Origin of the sequence: Bradyrhizobium sp. CCGUVB4N (genome assembly GCF_024199945.1) — a bacterium.
Taxonomy (GTDB): Bacteria; Pseudomonadota; Alphaproteobacteria; order Rhizobiales; family Xanthobacteraceae; genus Bradyrhizobium.
In genome coordinates this window covers 1085664-1104473 of the sequence record NZ_JANADP010000001.1, presented here as the reverse complement: position 1 = coordinate 1104473, position 18810 = coordinate 1085664, and the positions used below count along the sequence as shown (strand labels likewise).

The 18810-nt window shown below is 62.1% G+C and carries 12 protein-coding genes and 3 pseudogenes; 7 read left to right on the top strand and 8 right to left on the bottom strand.

Annotated features, from left to right (window positions below):
- Positions 1-147: 147 nt before the first annotated feature.
- The 5 genes from NLM31_RS05200 (at position 148) to NLM31_RS43270 (ending at position 5990) form a co-directional block, all read left to right on the top strand.
- On the top strand, positions 148-1353 hold the full coding sequence (locus NLM31_RS05200) for a diaminopropionate ammonia-lyase (RefSeq protein WP_254128304.1): 1206 nt from the start codon (positions 148-150) through the stop codon (positions 1351-1353).
- Positions 1354-1469: 116 nt separating this feature from the next.
- Positions 1470-2879, top strand: coding sequence for a malonyl-CoA decarboxylase domain-containing protein (locus NLM31_RS05195; RefSeq protein WP_254128303.1), 1410 nt, complete (start codon positions 1470-1472; stop codon positions 2877-2879).
- Complete coding sequence (locus NLM31_RS05190) at positions 2876-4399, top strand: malonyl-CoA synthase (protein WP_254128302.1); 1524 nt, start codon at positions 2876-2878, stop codon at positions 4397-4399. The genes NLM31_RS05195 and NLM31_RS05190 overlap by 4 nt, the downstream gene beginning before the upstream one ends.
- A gap of 416 nt (positions 4400-4815) precedes the next feature.
- Positions 4816-5547: a hypothetical protein gene (locus tag NLM31_RS05185; RefSeq protein ID WP_254191672.1), complete on the top strand. Its 732-nt coding sequence runs from the start codon at positions 4816-4818 to the stop codon at positions 5545-5547.
- Complete coding sequence (locus tag NLM31_RS43270; RefSeq protein ID WP_375167528.1) at positions 5526-5990, top strand: cytochrome P450; 465 nt, start codon at positions 5526-5528, stop codon at positions 5988-5990. The genes NLM31_RS05185 and NLM31_RS43270 overlap by 22 nt, the downstream gene beginning before the upstream one ends.
- 86 nt (positions 5991-6076) lie before the next feature.
- Here NLM31_RS43270 and ltrA read toward each other — a convergent pair whose 3' ends face one another.
- On the bottom strand, positions 6077-7900 hold the full coding sequence (ltrA, locus tag NLM31_RS05180; protein ID WP_254191671.1) for a group II intron reverse transcriptase/maturase: 1824 nt from the start codon (positions 7898-7900) through the stop codon (positions 6077-6079).
- 113 nt (positions 7901-8013) lie between these two features.
- On the opposite strand from ltrA, the pseudogene NLM31_RS05175 reads away from it, so the two are divergent.
- Positions 8014-8178 (top strand): annotated as a pseudogene (locus tag NLM31_RS05175) (transposase); the annotation flags it as partial.
- 210 nt (positions 8179-8388) lie between these two features.
- A pseudogene (locus NLM31_RS05170) lies at positions 8389-8883 on the top strand (transposase); the annotation flags it as partial.
- A 96-nt stretch (positions 8884-8979) separates the two neighbouring features.
- Here the strand turns inward: NLM31_RS05170 and NLM31_RS05165 are convergent.
- The 7 genes and pseudogenes from NLM31_RS05165 to NLM31_RS05135 all read right to left on the bottom strand — a co-directional run.
- Positions 8980-9795 (bottom strand): annotated as a pseudogene (locus NLM31_RS05165) (IS630 family transposase); the annotation flags it as partial.
- Positions 9796-9814: 19 nt separating this feature from the next.
- On the bottom strand, positions 9815-10168 hold the full coding sequence (locus NLM31_RS05160) for a hypothetical protein (RefSeq protein WP_254128296.1): 354 nt from the start codon (positions 10166-10168) through the stop codon (positions 9815-9817).
- A 155-nt stretch (positions 10169-10323) separates the two neighbouring features.
- Entirely contained in the window at positions 10324-13629 is a 3306-nt protein-coding gene (locus NLM31_RS05155; protein ID WP_254191670.1) for an exodeoxyribonuclease V subunit beta, read from the bottom strand.
- 148 nt (positions 13630-13777) lie between these two features.
- Positions 13778-16342 carry a PD-(D/E)XK nuclease family protein gene (locus tag NLM31_RS05150; RefSeq protein WP_254191669.1) on the bottom strand — a complete coding sequence of 855 codons (2565 nt, stop codon included), beginning with the start codon at positions 16340-16342 and terminating at the stop codon, positions 13778-13780.
- A 70-nt stretch (positions 16343-16412) separates the two neighbouring features.
- Complete coding sequence (locus tag NLM31_RS05145) at positions 16413-16850, bottom strand: DUF6527 family protein (protein ID WP_254191668.1); 438 nt, start codon at positions 16848-16850, stop codon at positions 16413-16415.
- Positions 16847-18019 carry a ThiF family adenylyltransferase gene (locus NLM31_RS05140; protein WP_254191667.1) on the bottom strand — a complete coding sequence of 391 codons (1173 nt, stop codon included), beginning with the start codon at positions 18017-18019 and terminating at the stop codon, positions 16847-16849. Before NLM31_RS05140 ends, NLM31_RS05145 begins: the two co-directional genes overlap by 4 nt.
- Complete coding sequence (locus NLM31_RS05135; RefSeq protein ID WP_254191666.1) at positions 17994-18740, bottom strand: multiubiquitin domain-containing protein; 747 nt, start codon at positions 18738-18740, stop codon at positions 17994-17996. Before NLM31_RS05135 ends, NLM31_RS05140 begins: the two co-directional genes overlap by 26 nt.
- Between the last annotated feature and the right edge of the window lie 70 nt (positions 18741-18810).

Genomic DNA, 18810 nt, shown 5'->3' with positions numbered 1-18810 from the left:
ACGCACGCCTCGTAACGTCGCCGACGCGAAACGCTCATTTGAGAGGGTGAGCGAGAGGGAAATCTGCGATATCCGGGTGAAATTGTAGCGCCGTGATCAAATTAAGGACGGTATCTATGATGAACTTGCTCAACGGAAGATGACGCCATGTTGCTCCGCAATACTCTCAGTGACTATCGTTCTGCACTCGATCCTTCCGACGCCGACGCTCTCGGCATTGAAGCGGCTCAAGCGGTGGAACGCTTTCTCCAACATCGAGAGGGGGCGACCCCGACCCCACTGGTTTCACTTCCGGCGCTTGCGCGTCGCCTGGGTGTCCAATCCATATACCTCAAGGACGAGGGACACCGCCTTGGTCTCGGCAGCTTCAAGGCGCTCGGAGGAGCTTATGCCGTCATCCAGCTTGTACTCGAGTTGGCGTCGAAACAACTCGGCCGTCCGGTCGACGTTTCCGAGTGGCGCTCACCTGAGGTGGCCGCAGTCGCCGCGGGACTAACGGTGACCTGTGCTACCGACGGCAACCACGGCCGGTCGGTCGCGCAAGGCGCCCAACTGGTTGGCGCAAACTGCGTCATCTTTGTCCATGCGGGCGTTAGTGAGGAGCGATGCCGAGCGATCGCCCGCTATGGTGCTCGCATCGAGCATGTTGAGGGCAACTACGATGATTCGGTTGCGACGGCTTCGAGTGTCGCCAGCGAGCGGGGCTGGATCGTGGTCTCCGACACATCGTGGCCTGGTTACGAACGCATCCCGCACCTTGTCATGCAGGGCTATACCGCGCTACTGCGTGAGGCGCTTGCCGCACTACCAAAACCCCCAACCCATGTGTTTATTCAGGCTGGCGTCGGCGGAATTGCCGCAGCGGTTGCCGCACACTTTGCACTCGTCTTCGGCGATGACAGACCGTTCCTCACTGTGGTGGACCCGGCGCGAGCCGCCTGCCTCCTCGAGAGTGCTAAGGCCGGCCATGTCGTGAAGGTTCCGCATGACAAGCCGACGGTCATGGCAATGCTGGAATGCTATGAGCCATCACTTGTTGCCTGGCGCATTCTGTCCCGGGTTGCCGATGCCTTCATGACCATTGAAGACGACGAGGCGATCGCGATGATGAAAGATCTCGCCTATCCTGTTGACGGTGATCCGGCGATCGTCGCCGGCGAAAGTGGCGGCGTCGGTCTCGCTGGATTGGCAAAGGTAGCGGGTGACCCGGCGCTACGTGCGGAAATCGGACTCGGCTCGGATGCGAGTGTCTTCCTGATCAATACTGAGGGCGCGACTGATCCAGTGCTTTATGAGCGGCTCGTGGGCGTTCCGCCTGAGGACGTGACGGCGAGAGTTCTGAACAAGACTTGAGGGACGCTGCGGCAAGCTGGGCTCATAATCATAACACGTCTTGATACTCGATCCTTACGCGCACGCAGGCCGTCGCGATTGGCATAGACTTTCCCGATGATCGCGGAGACGAGACCGTGCTGAACGACACCCGATCTGGACGCATTACAACGCCCGAATTCCTCCGGGGCCTGATCGACACGCTGACGGAACGCGGGCGCGCGGTTCTCGGCATGAAGCCGCCAAGCGACCAAACGGAGGATCGTAACCTCGAAATCCTGGGCGAAGCCCTGCTGTCGCGCCGCGGCGAGGCTTCGGGCGTCGCGCTGGCCCAATCGCTGTTCGTCGTGTTCGAGCAGGCAGACGATGAGCAGCGGTTGCAGTTTCTCGCATCGCTCGCCGACCGGTTCGGCCCGGATCGCCGCGCGATCGAACTTGCGGTTGCCGCCTATCGGGCCATGGAAGGCGGCGATCGCAGCAAACTCGAAGCTCTCCACGCCGCCGCGGAGCCACGCCGGCAGGAGCTGATCCGGCGCCTCAACCTTGCGCCCGGAGGCACCGCGCTACTGGTGCGCATGCGCCAGGTGCTGCTCTCGCTGCTGTCAAAGCATCCCGAGCTACAGGCGGTAGACGACGACTTTGTCCATCTGTTCTCCTCCTGGTTTAATCGGGGTTTTCTCGTCCTGCGACCGATCGACTGGAACACCTCCGCCAGCGTCCTCGAAAAGATCATCAAATATGAAGCGGTCCACGCTATCCAGGACTGGGACGATTTGCGCAACCGGCTCGAGCCGCCGGATCGCCGCTGCTATGCGTTCTTTCATCCCCAGTTGGCCGACGAGCCGCTGATCTTCGTCGAGGTTGCGCTGACCAAGGAGATTCCCGGCGCGATCGGTCCGCTGCTGGACAAAACGCGACAGGCGATCGACGCCCGCGAAGCGACCACGGCTGTGTTCTATTCGATCTCGAACACCCAGAAGGGTCTTGCCGGTGTCTCGTTCGGCAATTTCCTGATCAAGCAGGTGGTGCAGGATCTCGCCCGCGAGCTGCCGAACCTGAGGACCTTCGTCACGCTATCGCCGGTCCCCGGCTTCGCCGGCTGGGTCAAGCGCGAGCTGAAGGCCGAAGCCTCGACCGCGCTCGACGTGGACACGCGGCGCGCGCTGGCCGCACTCGAGGACGGCGGCGATATTGAGCAGGCGAAGGAGGCGGTAACGTCGCTCGCCGCCTATTACTTCCTCAAGGCAAAGCTTCCATCCGGCAGGCCGGTCGATCCGGTCGCGCGCTTCCATCTCGGCAACGGCGCTCGGCTGGAGCGCCTGAATTTCCTGGGCGATCCCTCAGGCAAGGGCATCAAGCAATCCTACGGATTGATGGTCAATTACCTCTACGCGCTCGACCGTATCGAGGCGAACCATGAAGCGTTTGCCGAACACGGCACCGTGGTTGCCGCCGACAAGGTGAAAAAGTCGCTGCGCGCAAAACTGTCGTCCCACGACCTGGTTCCGAGCCCCCAAGCTGACTCTCAACTGAAGATCTCGTCATGACATGGAATCTGTATGACCGCCTGCTTGCTTCCGTAACTTCCGATCAGTCGATCTGCATCGAGAAGGAGAACGGCGTCCGGCTTAGCTATGCCGAGCTCGCTGCCGCAAGCGGCAAGTTCGCCAACTTCCTGGCGAATATCGGCGTTGGGCCGAACCACCGCGTCGCTGCAAAGGTCGAGAAATCCGTCGAGGCAATCGCGCTTTATCTGGCTACGCTGCGCTCAGGCGCAGTCTATCTGCCGCTCAACACCGCCTACACCGCGGCGGAGACCGAATACTTTGTCCGCGACGCGCAGCCGACATTGATCGTTTGCGACCCGCGGGAAGAGAGCGAGCTGCGCGCGATAGCCGCTAAGGCTGGCGGCCGGGTCGAGACGCTCGATGACAAGGGCAACGGTTCACTCGCCGATGCCGCCGCAAGCTTTCCGGCGGATTTCGATACCGTGCCGCGGGCAAAGGACGATCTGGCTGCGATCCTTTACACGTCAGGCACCACCGGCCGCTCCAAGGGAGCGATGCTGACCCACGGCAATCTGGTCTCCAACGCGCTGACGCTGGTCGAGCAATGGCGATACTCGCGCGACGATTTTCTGATCCATGCGCTGCCGATCTATCACATCCACGGCCTGTTCGTGGCCTGCAACGTGACGTTCGCCGCGCGGGCCCGCATCCTGTTCATGGCAAAGTTCGATGCGGAGCAGATTATCGCGGCGATGGCGCGCGCGACCGTGCTGATGGGCGTACCGACCTTCTATGTCCGCCTGCTGCAGAGCACGAATTTAAGCGATCGCACGACCGCCCACATGAGGCTGTTCATCGCAGGCTCCGCGCCGTTACTGGCGGAAACCCATCGCGACTGGAAAGAGAGAACCGGTCACGAGATACTCGAACGCTACGGCATGACCGAGACCGGCATGATCGCTTCCAATCCATACGAAGGAGCGCGCATCCCCGGCTCCGTCGGGCTTCCCCTGCCCTCCGTCGAAGTCCGCATCACCGACCCCAAGACCAGCTCCGGCCTGGCTACCGACGAAGTCGGCATGATTGAGGTGAAGGGACCGAACGTGTTCGCCGGCTATTGGAACATGCCGGAGAAGACTGCGACCGAATTCCGCGCCGATGGCTTCTTCATAACCGGCGATCTCGGCAAGCTCGATCCGCGTGGTTATCTCTACATCGTCGGCCGCGGCAAGGATCTCATCATCACCGGTGGCTTCAACGTCTACCCAAAGGAGATCGAGACTGAAATCGATGCGATCCCGGGCGTATCCGAAAGCGCCGTCGTCGGCGTTCCGCATGCCGATTTCGGCGAAGGCGTCACCGCTGCAGTGGTGCGAACGCCAGGCGCTACCGTCGATGAACGCGCCATTCTCGACGCGTTGTCGGGGCGACTGGCAAAGTTCAAGCAGCCGAAGCGCGTCATCTTCGTCGACACTTTGCCGCGCAATGCTATGGGCAAGGTGCAGAAGGGCCTGCTACGTGAGCGGTTTAGCGATCTTTATTCGACCAAGGTCGGGTGAACGCCGCGCCACGACGTCCAGCTTAAGCGCATGATCGTCGAGCTAGTCGCTTCGGCGCTTCGGCAAGGAAGCCAAGCAATTCTATGCGCTTCAGAAAGGACCGCGACGTGGCGGTTATGCTGCGAGCGTCGGGCTGACCGCATGTCTTGAGCTGGACGGCGTCTTTGTCGCCGCTATGGCGGAGAACGCGCCCGACGCGGAGGGCGAGTTGCTCGAGCGCATCCGGGCGAAGATGTTGCGCCCACGTTATTGGCAGCCGAATGAGTCCTGTCGAGGTCTAATATCGGTCGTATCAATACGAACCATCTGCACGATCGGTTTCTCGAGTAGATGCTTCGGTCCTAAGATGGGGCGCGGGAAGGACTGTAACATAGCTTTCGCTTGTTCTTCCACCGACGTAGCGGGGAGGAGGGCGAATGACCGTGATGATCCAGCGCAGTTCAATCGATATCTTCGAGGATTCGGTTCTGGTTAATCCGTGGCCAGTTTATCGACAACTGCAGGAGCAGGGAGCGTTAGTTTGGTTCGATCGGCTGAACGCCGCAGCAGTCACCCGCTACGCGGAGTGCAGGAATATCCTTCGTTTGCCTCACATCTTTATCTCGGGGAAAGGTGTTGGTTTGAACGATGCCGTTAACGCTCAAAGCGAAGGAAGCGTACTTGGCAGCGATGAACCCCTGCATGGAAAACTCAAGTCTGTGCTGCTTGAGCGTTTTTCCCCCCCAGCTCTCGCCCAATTCAAGACGCAAATCCAAGATCAGGCGGATGCTTTAGTGGACACCCTCCTCGGCGTAGGTCCTTTCGATGCCGTTAAGCAACTGACACAAGCCTTTCCCCTGAGCGTCGTATGCGACATGATTGGCATTCCTCAAGAGGATCGCGGCCGACTTTTGCCGTGGGCCTCGGCGCTATTCGATGGGTTTGGACCACCCAATGAGCGCTGGCGTGCTGCGCAAGGGCCAACGCAAGAGGTATTCACCTATGCGTTCAGCCCTGATCTTCCGTCCCGGCTGTTGCCGGGTAGTGCCGGTGCGCATATCTTCGCCGCAGTCGGACAAGGACGCCTCACCTACCAGCAAGGGGCGACTTTGATGGTCGCCTATCTGGCGGCGCTCTCGATACGACGATTTCCTCACTACAACACGTAATCCATCTTCTCGGGCAAAACGAAAGTGAATGGCGCAAGCTTCGGGCAAGACCCGAATTAATACCCGACGCCTACAATGAGGCACTTCGATTGGGAACGCCCGTCCGTGGATTCTGCCGGGTCGCAACCGAGCCATATGAATTCGACGGCGTCAGGCTCGATGCCGGAGCGCGCGTGCTCTTGCTCTTTGCAGCAGCCAATCGGGACCCCCGCGCCTGGAACGAGCCCGATAAATTTGATATTTCCCGGGGAGGGACACCGCATCTATCGTTCGGCCATGGCGTGCATTTGTGCGCGGGAGCAGCCTTAGCGAGGCTCGAAGGTCATTGCATGCTCGACGCACTGGTCCGCAAAGTTTCTACTATTCAAATTCATTCCGCCACGCCAACTCCAAATAATATGATTCATGCGTATGGAGAACTTCAAATTTCCCTTCACCGCTAGATTTGGCTGCACGGTTCGTTGGCCTTTCGGTCCCGGTAGGGACGATGGTTGCCCATCGCCCCCCGGTCAGATCCGTACGTGCGGCACTACCGCATACGGCTCCTATCGGATGTTGTGACGGTGAACCGCGCATCCGGGTGCGGATGCGCAAGACGGCATGGTGGCAGGTATTTGTGAAGCAGCCTCTGGAAGCGAGCCCAAGGCATGCGGTTTCGCTGACTTCGCCGCAACAGTGCGTGTCGCCAAGCTCGACCAACCTCCCATAGGAAGCCGGCCAACCGTCTCAGGTTACCCGGCACCGCATGGTAGTTCCAATACCCCTGTAACACTTTCCGTAGCCATCGCCCGACTACTGCCACCGATTCATGGCGTCGTCGCATCAACGTTTCCCGAATAGCCGTCAGCGTCGTGCGCATGCGCTTCTTGATCGTCAGACGGACGATCTTGAAGCCCCCATCGTTGCGTCTCCTGCCGCAACAGTGTGTGAATCCCAGAAAATCGAAGGTCGCTGGCTTGCGAATGCCACGCTCCCGGCATTGTTGCGCAGCGTACCGCCCAAAGCGTAGCAGCCGCGTCTTTTCCGGGTGCAGTTGCAAGCCAAACTGGGCGAGGCGCTCCCGCAGTTCTTGCAGGAAGCGTTGCGCCTCTCCTTCGTACTGGAATCCAATCACGCTGTCGTCGGCATAACGCACGATGATCACGTCGCCTTTGGCGTTTCGTTTGCGCCATTGCTGGACCCATAGATCCAATGTGTAATGCAGATAAACGTTCGATAGCACGGGGCTGATTACTGAGCCTTGAGGCGTCCCTCGCGTTGATGCTACGCGGCGGCCGTCCTCAATCGTGCCCGCTTTCAGCCATTTACGGATCAGTCGCAACAGCCGCCGATCACCAACTCGATGTGCCAGGAAGCGAAGCATCCACCCGTGATCGATTTCATCGTAAAACGAGCGAATATCCGCGTCCAGTATCCAGTTGACCTTCAGCTTGTCGATACCAACCCACAACGCGTCCAGCGCATCATGCTGTCCCCGTCCTTGCCGGAACCCATATGAGAAACCGAGGAAGTCTTGTTCATAGATCGCGTTCAGAACCGTGGACACGGCCATCTGCACGACCTTTTCTTCCAATGCCGCAATCCCGAGTGGCCGGAGTCTTCCGTCACTCTTCGGAATGTAGACCCGTCGGGACGGTTGCGCCCGATACGCACCGGACTGAATTTCCCGATGCAATTCGTGCACGCGTCCGTTGAGTGTCTTCTCATATTCGTACCACGTTACGCCGTCCACACCGCTTGCCGCTTGCTTGCGGAGCGCATGGAAGCTCTCCACCAATAGCGTCGGAGTGATGTGGTGCATCAGCGCCGTGAAACGCAACTTCGGATTCCGCTTGGCGGCTTCCCGTACGCCTCCGATTCCCATCGAAGCGTGTTTAGTCCGGCTCTGCGTCCGGCACGCTGGGGTTTCGTCGGCGTTCCTTCCGATTACACCCCTTCCCTCCATCGCCTCCGCGGGATCGACTCCCTTGTTCGGCAACTTCCGCGGTAATATGGGTGTATCCGACTTCTCATCAGCGTTGATGGCTGGCTTGTGGTCAAAGACCTTCCCAGCCCCGTCCAGCCCATATGCACTGGACACTGATGAGATCTCGCTGCTTCCGTATGAAAGACTTCCCAGCATGCTCAGGGTCTCCGACCGCGCGAGATCGGGGCATGACTTGCGATTGACGCCATGCACCGTGTTGCCTTCCGCTTCGCTTAACAGCGTCGGCATCCCGGATTGAACATTTCGCGGCTCGATGGCTGGCCTGCCGGTTTCCCCTGTCAACGCTTCGACGCACACCTCGCGGCGTTCGTCGCATGACTCGGGGTCAGAGTGATTCGCCACTTCTTCTCCGTATTGAACTTTCATCAACTATCTTTCATCGGCTTTGCAGCCGCACTAAGCGCTCCTTTCTACGCACCTATGCAGTTGAGCGCGGGGATGGGATGAGGTGTCCACCATGAGCGAGGTGGACACCATCGATGATCACTCCAGAAGAACCTTTGAGACTTGAGACGGTCGGCGTGTTGTGCAATGGCCGGCGTCGCTATGATCCGGCCAGCAAACAGCGACTGGTCGAGGCCTGTCTGCAGCCTGGCGTGTCGCTGGCGGGGCTGGCGTTGCAACACGGCGTGAACGCGAACCTGCTGCGCAAGTGGGTGGCCAAGCGACAACTTCAGAACGGGGATGACCAGCCGGAGGCGCGGGCGCCGATTGCGCCAGCTTTTATTCCGGTTTGCGCGACGGAGCGATCCTGTGCAGGGCGGCTGACGGCATCGATGCCCAACGGCGTGACGCTTTCGCTGGAAGGCGGCGACGCGCAGTTGCTGTCGGCGGTGATTGAAGCGCTGGGGCGTTATGAGGTCGAGCGGCTGGCGCGCCAGACGCCGCCCGACGGCAAAACGCGCGCCGAATACGCCTTGCGGCTGCGCCAGCAGCACAGCGTCCCGGTCCTGACTGCGTTCAAAAATTGGCTCGACGATCAGGCGCCGAACGTGCTGCCCGAAAGCCTGACCGGCAAGGCCATCGCCTATGCCCGCAACCAATGGGATTATCTGGCCCGCTACGCCAATGATGGCCTTGCGCCGATCGACAACAATGTTCTCGAACGCGACATCAGACCCTTTGTGACCGGAAGAAAAAACTGGTTGTTCAGCGACACCGTCGCCGGCGCAAAGGCCAGCGCGGTGATCTACAGCCTGGTGCTGACATGCCGGGCCTGTGACGTTGAGCCCTACGCCTGGCTATGTCACGTGCTCGCTGAACTGCCGCAGCGTCCGCCCGACGCCGACATCGAAGACCTGTTGCCATTCAACTTTGCCAAGCACGCAGAGACCATCAACCCTGGCTGATCGCCTTAAAGCCAACAGGGACACTCCACCAATCAAAATCCCCGCCCTGCGCAGACGAGGAGATCATGCTGCACCGTGCGTCAAAAAGCGCGCTTACAGCCAATCCTCATTCTTCTTGTGAGTGTTGAGGTTGTCGAGGATGACGTGGAGCTTTCGGTCTGGAAAGGCCGCGGTGAGGCTGTTCATGAAATCGAGAAACTCGACACGGCGACGGCGTTTTGAATGCGTAGCGATGATCTTTCCGGTGGCGACCTCGAGCGCCGCAAACAATGTTGTGGTGCCATGCCGCTTGTAATCGTGGCTCTGGCCGGTCAAGGCGCGGCCATTGGGCAACTTCAGATAGCCCTGTGCTCGCTCCAAGGCCTGGATCGAGGGCTTCTCGTCCACGCATAGCACAATAGCCTTCGCTGGCGGGGCGACGTAAAGGCCAACGACATCGGCGGCTTTGGCCGTAAAGTTCGGGTCGTTGCTCTCACACCAGGATTTGCGAGCCGCGAGGTCAATCTTGTGGTTGCGCAGGAACCGCCAGACATATTGGACGTCAACATCGCCCAGCGCCTCGGTCAGCAGAGGACCGGTCCAGCGCGCAAACCCTTGCGGGGGCGGCTTATCCAGCAGCTTCAGAATCCGCTTGTCGGTCGTCTTCGTATAGATCGGCTGCTTGCCGGGCCGCGGCTTGTCCTGCAGGCCTTCAAGTCCTTGATCGGCATAGCGATGCCGCCAAAGGCTGACAATCCGCGGCTGGACCCCAACTTCCTTGGCGATCGACCGGGTGCTGCGCCCATCCGCCGCCAACAGAACTATCCGCGCCCGCTTCAAATCGCGCTGCAATGTCACCGGCGAGCGGCAACACGCCTCAAGCACCTTGCGATCTTTCCTCGAAAGGTGGACTTCTCTTGCTTCGGGTATCATCCCGACCTTGAATCACGACTCACGTTCCAAGAAAAGCGGATACTAGAGCGAGAAGTCTGCCATAGTCGCCGAGTTTAGCATCAGCGAGACAAGCGCGGGTCTGCTGTATTAATTGGTCCATTCGCGCGGGCACCTCGGCCGGAATGCAGAATTCATAGCTACCTGGCTGGATCAGGCTATCGGTGACGATCCTGCGGTCGACGAGTGACGTGTCCGGCGTGCCTCGATAGGTCCCGGCATACTCATCGTGTCCTGGCGGCACGAAGGATGCAAATAGTTCGCGATGGAGATTTCGCGGATCGGCGAGAATGTCTCTCCGACGCGCCGGATCAGAAACGATCTCCCTCAGCAGCGTATTGCAGCGGTCTGTCATGGCGCCGTCGTAGTTGGTTGCACGATGGGGCTTGCCATTCCGGCGGTGACGTTGCCAATTTTCTCCGTTTCATTCCTCTGCCTCGCGTCATCTTCAGCAACACTACTGGCCTCATACGTCTAACTGAAAGCTGCCTTCGAAACTGCCCGAACGTCTTATCGTTCAATCCAGTCCAGTTCGCCGAGCGTCAGATAGACGACAGCACCGAGCGGTGCACCGACTGCCTCCAGATACTGCAGCAGCTGCCCGGCATAGGCCTGCCGGTCGGCGGCAGTCGGGGCCACGTCGCTCTTCCAGTCAAAGGCAAGAACGGTTCGGCCGGCTGCGATGGCAACGGCGTCTGCGCGGCCGGCCGTCAGGGTTCTGCCAGCATCGCGGGCGCCATAGAGGGGGATCTCCGGTACGAGCGCGGCTCGGTGTTCTGCAACGCCCGGCAGACGCAGGGCTCGTAAGGCGGTCACGGCCATCTCCACCGGATCGGGCACCGTTCCCGCTTCTAGCGGGCCCAGCTGCGCGAGGAGGACGCCGGCTCGGGCTTCCAGAACAGCTGCCGCCTCCTCGATCTCTCCTGTCAACACCTCTTCGATCAGCTTGTGCAGCACCGCGCCCCGGATTGCGCTGCCCTTGACCGTCACAAGACCCGAGGGGTCAGGGTCAGCGGCCTCGTCGACCCGTGCAACCTCAACCAGGCGATCGGCGTCGCCGTCGCTTGGCCGAACCCACCGGATCGGCCGGGACACATCCGTGATCGAGGTTTGCTCAGCTGCAAACGCCTCTTCGCTCTGATGGTTTTCTTCTGCCACGACCCTTGCCAGAGGACGCCGAGAGAAGTGCGCAGCATCCCATTCCGGGATATCGTCCTGCCCCAGATCGAGAAGGTGTGCCCAGCTTTTGGCGCGCGGCACCGACAACGTCGGCAGGATCAGCATCTCGATTGCCCGCGTACAGGCGACGTACAGGAGCCGCTCGTGCTCCTCTGCACTGTCCTGGTCATCGATGCTGATGGCATCCGCGATTGCTGGCGGAACGACATCGCCCAGCACCCAGTGCAGCGTGTCGTCTTGACGGCGGTGGATAAATGGCTCGCGCCGTCTCAGTTCAGATCCCATATTGATCGGAATGACGATCGGCCATTCGAGGCCCTTGGCGCTGTGGACCGTAATGATTTCGATCGCTTCGCGGTCCGCATCCAGCCGCGCTTCGTCGTAGGGCTCGGGTCCGAGGGGTCCGCCCTCCCAGTCAGCGTCGATGTCCTGCGCCAATTGCTTAAGACCGCGCACACCGTAGCGGCGTGCGCGCTCCATCAGAAGGTCGAGATTAGCCAGAGCCCGCGCGGCCTGATCGCTGCCCCGCGCGGCAAGCGTGGCTCGCACGCGCAGCCGATCGATCGCCTCGCTCAGCAGAAGAAATGGCGTCGTTCGACGCACACGCCGCCGCAGATCTCGGAGTACGATCAGCGTCTCCCGCGCCAGCGGATGGTTGATCTGCTCTGGCTGTGTCTGCAGCGTCAACCTCGGCGTCGGCGAGCGATCTTCTGTCCCATCTGGCGCGAGCGCTCGCGTGATATCGAGCAATTCGTGATTGGTGAGACCGACGAGCGGTCCGCGCAACAGGGCGCCGAGTGCTAACGTATCACCTGGGTCCGCCAGCACCCGGATCAGCGCGACGAAATCCTGCGTTTCCTGGCGCCGGAAGAGGTTGCGACCGGCCAGCGAGACGAGCGGCAGGCCACGCTCCTCGAGCGCCCGTTCGTAACGCCAGAGCTCGGTGCCGACCGGCGCGAGCAAGGCGATGTCGCCGGGCACAATCAAGGAGTTTTCTCCCCCGGATCGCCGCACGCGGACGTTTCCGATGAGCTGGGCGCAGATGTCGGCGACGGCGCGCGCTTCCTCATCACGTATGAACGCCGCGCGGCTCTTCTCGCTGATACGGATCGTGGCCTTCATAACACAAGGCAAACCGTGCTCTGCTGGACCGAGCGAGGACACCAAGGGGACGTAACCTGGGGCCTGTCGGCCCAACGGATCGCGGAAACAGCGATTGACGTGGTCTAGGATCTCGCCGCGTGACCGGAAGCTCGTCGTGATCCGCAGGATCTTGTCGGGAAACTGACGCTCGACAGCTTTGCGCGCCTCCATATAGGTCGCTACATCCGCGCCTCGGAATCTGTAGATCGCTTGCTTGGGATCGCCGACGATAAACAGGTTGCCCGGAATCAGTTTCCGCGCCTGCCAGGCCGGAGCCGCGCCGGGGGCGCTGGCGATCAGAAACAGGATCTCAGCCTGCACCGGATCGGTGTCCTGGAATTCATCGACGAGGATTCGCGTGTAGCGGTTCGACGCCGCTTGCCGGACAGCCTCGTGACCGCGCAAAAGCGCGCGCGTGGCGAGCAGCAGATCGTCAAAGTCGAGAACGGCAGCGTTGCGCTTGTATGCCTCGAAGTCTTCAAGGAGCTCATCAAGCGCGCTGGAAAAGGTCGCGACTAGCGCTGTCGCGATACTGCCAAGAAGGGCACGAAACTCCGCCGCGCACTGGTCATAGTGGGATGTGGCCTGCTCTGCGAGGCGCGTTCCTTCCTTGCCGGCAACGTATTTCCAGGCCCCCAAGCGCCGATAAGGGCGCAGATCGTTGGAGCGCCAGGCCATTGCATTGACGCGAGGCGGATGGGCAAGCTCCCAGAGCCGCTCGAACGACGGAGGAGAATCGAAGGCGCCTGCGAAGAAGGCGGCGAGCCTCTCAAGATCGGCAACGTCTTCGAGCGCCCGGTCGGGAGCCTTTGTGCCGTCGATCCAGCGGCGAAACTCCCGCACGCTCTCGACAAACTCCAGATCGGCATGTTCGGCAAGATCGCGGGGCAGAGGCTTTGCAGTCCGAAAGTCGCGCCGGAACTTGCCGAGCTTTTTTAGCGTGTCGACCGCTTCCCTTGGGTCTCGGCGCGCCATGACAACGACCGGATCGGTCGGATCGGCGTTCTCGCCGAGACGCCGTCGCAGCCAACGCTCGAACACGGTCGTAAAGGCAAACTCGGTCTGGACCGCATCGAGAACCTCAGCGCCAGGATCGACGCCCGCCTCGATCGCGTAGCTGCGAAGCAGCTTGTGGCAGAAGCCATGGATCGTGGTTGCCGTCAGTTCGTCCAGCCGCGCGCGCGCCGCGATGAGTGCAGCTCTCTGCGGCGCAGTCAGCGCTTTGTCGACGGCGAGCGCCAGGTCTTCAGGGATGGTTCCCTTCAGCAGCTCGTTGACGAACCGCTCCACGCGCACGCGCAATTCTCCGGCCGCGAGCTCGGTGAATGTAATGGCGGCGATGTTGCGTGGTGCGATGCCGCTCGCAAGCAGCATTGTCACGCGCCCGGCCAGCAGCGAGGTCTTGCCGGTGCCTGCTGCGGCTTCGACCAGCAAGGTTTGATCAAGGACCGTGAGCGCGCGCCGCCGGTCGGCGCTGTCGGCAAGCTCATTCATGGCAACTCCCAGAACCGGGCGAGATCGCCGGCGGCGGCGACAAATGCAGCCTGCTTTCTGCGGAAGTAGGCTGGAGATGCAGGAAGCGCGAGCCGAAGATCGTTGAGACGGTCATCGGCCGCCGGCCCTGGGACAGCATGGCCGCGCGTCAAGGCGGCGGCGGCCGCGTTGACGAAGCTGCGGTTTGCGCAATTGCGTCATCGATATCCGGCAACAAGAAGATCGCTGGTTCGTCCTTGAGATAGATGAGCCGGGTTCGAATGGCGGGCACCTCCGACAGAAGCTGGCGGCATGCCAAGGCGTACAGCACCCGTTGCAGCTCGGCGCCGCCGGCAATGACTCTGTCGGCGGCATTCTCCGGCCGCTCGCCTGTCTTGTAATCGGTCACACGGACAGCGACACCGCCGGCGCGCAGGTCGAGGCGATCGATCTTCCCGCGAATGGCGACCGCAGTACCGGGCACATCGACCCGCAACGTAGGGTCCCATGGCCAATCGGGGTTCACCGCCTTTGGCGGATCGGCATGTTCACCGAACGGCACCTCGGTCCAGCTGCGCGTGCCGCTCTCGGTGAATTTCTCGTTCGTCAGGCCAGCCAGCGCCAAGGCCGATGCCTGGCGTACGGTGTTGACCCAGAGCACCTCGGGGGGCACCGGCCGTTCCAGCGGCCATGCTGCAATCACTTGTCGCACCGCCGCCGCCAGCGCGCCCTCAATCTCCTCCGTGCCGGCCACGGTGAACCCGGGCACCGGCTCCAGCGCGTCGACGGCGCGGCGCAGCAGCTCATGGACCAGCCGGCCGAACTCGTCGGGCGGGAGCATCAGTGGACGCTCCCGGTCGTCCGGTGCACGCCATCCGAGGGCGTATTTCCAGACAAAGCCCAGCGGATCGCGCAGCAAGCGCGCGAGCGAAGTCGGCGACTGGATCTCCGCGAGGCTTTCGGCGATCACGGCGTGCCCCGCGACCAGCAGCCCGTCATGGGCTGTCAACTCTGGTCTGTGCCAGCTCTGCCAGCACTGCAGAGCGGAGCCTGTCGCGAGGTGCCCCGCTATCTCTTGCGGGCGAGCGGTAAGTCGGTCCGATTCGCTCGCCGCGTGCTCTGCGATCCGCGTGCGCGCTAGCGCGAGCGCATTGCCGCCCGGAGCCAGGAGCGGGCTCGGGCCCGCCCGACCGCCCTGCGCGTTGCGACGGCTGCGCGAAAGAACAATGCCCTGTGTCGCGCAAGCGGCAATGATGGCGAATGCCCGCCGGTCCGCTTCAGCGGGCGGATCGGCGTCGAGCGGACCCAGCGGTCCGATATGGTCCGGCAGCAGAGGGTCTTCGCCGGACGCGCGCGGCCATCCGCGCTCGGTCAGTCCAAGCAAACGAACCCAAGGGCGTGGCGATGCGGCTAGCTGCCATGCTGGCGCCCAGACCACGGCGTCACTGGCATCTCGCTCATCCTCGACACGGATTTTCCGCAGCGAAAGCTCCAGAGCGGCCGCTGGCGCGCTTCGTGTCGCTCGTTCCCAAAGGCGGCGCGCACGGCCACGCAGGAACACGTCCGCTCCTTCTTCGGCAGCGGCCGTTCCTCGTTCCAGCAAGGTCAACAGCGGCATCACAATCGGACGCGGGTCGGTATCCGAAAAGGTCAGTTGGTCGAGGGCCCGACCCCATTCCGCGGCCGAGGTCAGCGACGCGCTGCGCGGCACGCGCAGCCAGTCGCGCGGCAAGGCGTCAAGCGCCGTTCGCTGACCTGCTGACAGAGCAAACAGACGCCGCACACGGGCTTGGCTCAAGCCGTGAAGCAGGACATCGGCGAGCGCCGCGCAACGCTGTCCATCCGTGGTGCCGAGACACGGCCGGCCGTGCGGAAAGCTAACCGGCAGTTCGGTCTCTTGCGCCAGCGCGACAATGTACTCGTCCCATTCGTCGGTGCTGACGCCACAGATCGCTATGTCACTGGGCTCGGCTTGTCCCGAGGCGATCAAGGCGCGCGCCCAGCGAAAAGCCTCGAGCACCTCGTGGCGCGGATCAGCGCATGTGACCTGGACGGGCGTCGCCGTCACGGCAGTCACCGTTCTGACCTCACCTCGAAACCAGGCCGTGTCGGCGCCGGGCGGCGCGGTCCAGACGACTGGCGCCATGGCGCAGAGATCATGGACGATCGGTCGCCAGACCGGCTCGATGAAGTGTACCCCCATGATGGAGACCGGGCCCAACACCTCAAGCGCCCATTGCATTCGCGCGCGCCCCTCGTCACGGAGATCCGTCGGCAGGCGCGCGCCGCCGACAAGAAAGTCGCGCACGCGGTTCTCAAGCAGAGCAAGATCGCGGATTCGCGCGTTAATGTCCGGAGCGTGAGCCAGACGGGTGTCCGCGTTCCATGCCGCCCTCAACGTTCGTGCGACGGCGCGCGTCATCCCGGGAAGATGCCGAACGGTCTCGATGTCCTCGAAGCCGCCTGCATCGAGGGCGCGTGCGACAACAAATTCAAGCTCCTCGCCTGTAACCTGATGCAGGAAGCCGCCTGCCAGCCGCGCCGCCAATTGCGTTATTGTCATGATCTGCAGACCGTTCTCGCCATCGCGAGCGGCGGCCGCGCGGCGGGTGGCGAAAGCCAGCCCGCCCTGGACAATAACCGTCCTCCTCATCACCACTGTCTCGTCCCCATTTCCGGCAACAACGTTATCAAAAAACCCCACCGACTTGGATATCTGGCGCAGCGTACCCACACCATCATCGGCCCTGCGCCAAATCGCGCAAATAAGGCAGCCCGGCGGCAGGTCGCCGCCGGGCCCGTCGCTATCTGCCCGAGACCCAGTGCCAGGCGCGGCGCCAAATGCTTGGCGTTGCCTTGGGCTGAGCGGGCTGCGGCGGGTGCTCCGCCTGTGGCGGCTGGCCGTAGAAGCGCGCCTCGGCGGCGCGATCACGGCGCCGTTCGGCTTCGACCTGCTCATCGCTCCAGGGACCGGCTTCGATCACCTTGCCACGGTCGATCACATAGTGTGACCGGCACTTCAGCGTCCAATTGCCGATCGATGGGCGAAGCGAGATGGTCTCGCCATCGAATGTCATTTTCCAATCTGTCGGCGTGAAGGGCGCGACGACCTCCTCGCCGCAGCCGCAGCAGCAGCTGTGGGCCGACGTGGCATACTCCATCGAAACATAGAGGATGCCCGGCTGAAGGCATTCGGGGGTATGCTCGACGAACCGATGCTCCAATTTCTTGTATCTGATCATTTGAGGTCCCCATTGATCAGCATGTTGCCGTCGGTGGTGTACGTGCAGTGATGCTCGTGTTCGAGGTCGCGGTAGAAACCGCGGATCTTCTTCCACTTGATGACTGCGAGGACTGCATTCATGGCGTTGAGGTCTGCGACCTGGATGTTGGAGGCGTAGATGTCCTCAGCGCCACCGCCGACGAAGGAGATCCGCTGCCGCGCGTGATCGCGCTTCTCCGGCGTGCTGGCAGTCACCCGCAAGATGCCGCCGAGGGAACCTTCGTCGAGCTCGAGACCCATGCCGACGTCGATGAAGGCGGCACCGATCGCCTCCAGTTTCTCGACGATCAACCGCTTCGCTTCGCCGGCGTCGAGGGACAGGAACGCGAAGGTGACGCCGTCGAGCAGGTGGATGTTGTCGGCGCCGAGGGTGACGTCGTGGGCGACGATATTCCGGTGCATCCGGCTGTAGATGCCTTTCAGATAATCGACCTTCTTGGGCGCCTCCCGCAGTTCCTCCATGCTCGGCGCGCCCGGCGCGCGGAACGCGTTGTGGGTCAGGAACTCGTCGCTATCGAACAGCCGGATCTCGCGGACCGGCGTCTTGGCGACGAAGTCTAGGATGTAGCCGCCAGTGCCGCCGACGCCAATGACGGCGACGCGCTCATTGACCAGCCGTTCGGTCAAGACGCCGATGCCGACACGGTCCGAGGCGGTCTCGACATAATTGAAGACGCTGTCTTCCTCCTCCTCTGGCGCGCGGAAGGTGCGAGGCGTAGCGCCGGGCTTTAGCACCGCGGCAGGCCCCGCGATGATGTTGGCGTAGCTCGTCATCTTGTGGTGATAGTTCGAATAGCCGCCGTCGGGCTTGCTGGAGAAGCCGAATGCCGCCTTGAGGCCGTTGCCGAGGTCGAAAGCGCCGGCGACATGGGAGATGCCCTGGATCTGGGTTCCGTCGGCATTGCACGGAAAGTCGCCGTCCCAATGGACCACATGGGTGTCCGGCGTTCGCGTCTGGTCGCCGGCCAGAGTGAGGCTGGAGATCAAGGTGCCGGTGCGCACCTGGCGGTGCGCATCGACGTAGGGCACTTCCCGCATCACGAGAGAGCCGCCCTGCTGCTGGACGAAGTAACCTTCGTCCCGCAGCTGCTTGAGGTCCTGATTACGACTGAACAGTTCGCGTGACATTGAACACCGTGCCTTTCTTTTTGACTTCGACTGAGCCGCCTGCGCCGAGCTCGCCGGCGTGTGGCACCGATGCCGCGTGGCGGAAGGTCATGGAGAAGACGACGTCCGGCGCGTGCTGGCCCGGGAAGGCCAACTGGACGATTTCCTCGAACGTGACCTTGCGCGCCGGCACGGTACGGGGCCGTGAATTGACGATGATCTCGTAACCCTTCTTCGCCGTGATGAAGTGCTCGATGCCGGGCTCGGTCAGATCGACGAGATCGCCGGGTTCAATCAGGCGATCCTCGCCGCCGGGGATTTCGAGGAAGACGGCCTCTCCCTCGCCGGGCTTGGCGAGACCGTAGAGCACCGCGCCGCTGATGGCCGGCTTGCCCCAGCGGAGCTCCTCCTTGTTGAGGGTGAGCTTGAAATCGCGGTCGGTCTGAAAGGCGATGAAGCGCTCGGCGCCGCGAGCACGGAGGTCGAAGGGCTCGTCGAGCGTCACGTCCTCAAAATCGCCGGTCGGCATGATGGCAAAGAGGCTGTAGCCACCCTGCGGGTCGAGGCCCGCGGCGTCGAGCAACTGGCGGCCCAGCGGCACCGGATTGCTGACGTGGCGGGGCTGGAAGGTCAGATCGCCCTGCGCGAGGAGAAAGCGATACTCCCGCGCCGGACGCAGCGGCCGGCCTTCGCGCAGGGCGTCGCCGAGGTCGTCATAGTCAAGCAGTTCTTTGGTGTTCATCAGATTGGTTCCTTTAGGTTTGGCCACGGCGAGTGCCGGGCTCCAAAGGTCCAATCGGGGCGACATCGGC

Bases quoted from the DNA above. Each gene is read 5' to 3' on its own strand.
- NLM31_RS05200 (WP_254128304.1), top strand. From the start codon at position 148: ATGTTGCTCCGCAATACTCTCAGTGACTATCGTTCTGCACTCGATCCT.
- NLM31_RS05160 (WP_254128296.1), bottom strand. From the start codon at position 10,168: ATGACAGACCGCTGCAATACGCTGCTGAGGGAGATCGTTTCTGATCCG.
- NLM31_RS05145 (WP_254191668.1), bottom strand. From the start codon at position 16,850: ATGATCAGATACAAGAAATTGGAGCATCGGTTCGTCGAGCATACCCCC.
- NLM31_RS05135 (WP_254191666.1), bottom strand. From the start codon at position 18,740: ATGAACACCAAAGAACTGCTTGACTATGACGACCTCGGCGACGCCCTG.
- ltrA (WP_254191671.1), bottom strand. From the start codon at position 7,900: ATGAAAGTTCAATACGGAGAAGAAGTGGCGAATCACTCTGACCCCGAG.
- NLM31_RS05185 (WP_254191672.1), top strand. From the start codon at position 4,816: ATGACCGTGATGATCCAGCGCAGTTCAATCGATATCTTCGAGGATTCG.
- NLM31_RS05155 (WP_254191670.1), bottom strand. From the start codon at position 13,629: ATGAATGAGCTTGCCGACAGCGCCGACCGGCGGCGCGCGCTCACGGTC.
- NLM31_RS05190 (WP_254128302.1), top strand. From the start codon at position 2,876: ATGACATGGAATCTGTATGACCGCCTGCTTGCTTCCGTAACTTCCGAT.
- NLM31_RS05140 (WP_254191667.1), bottom strand. From the start codon at position 18,019: ATGTCACGCGAACTGTTCAGTCGTAATCAGGACCTCAAGCAGCTGCGG.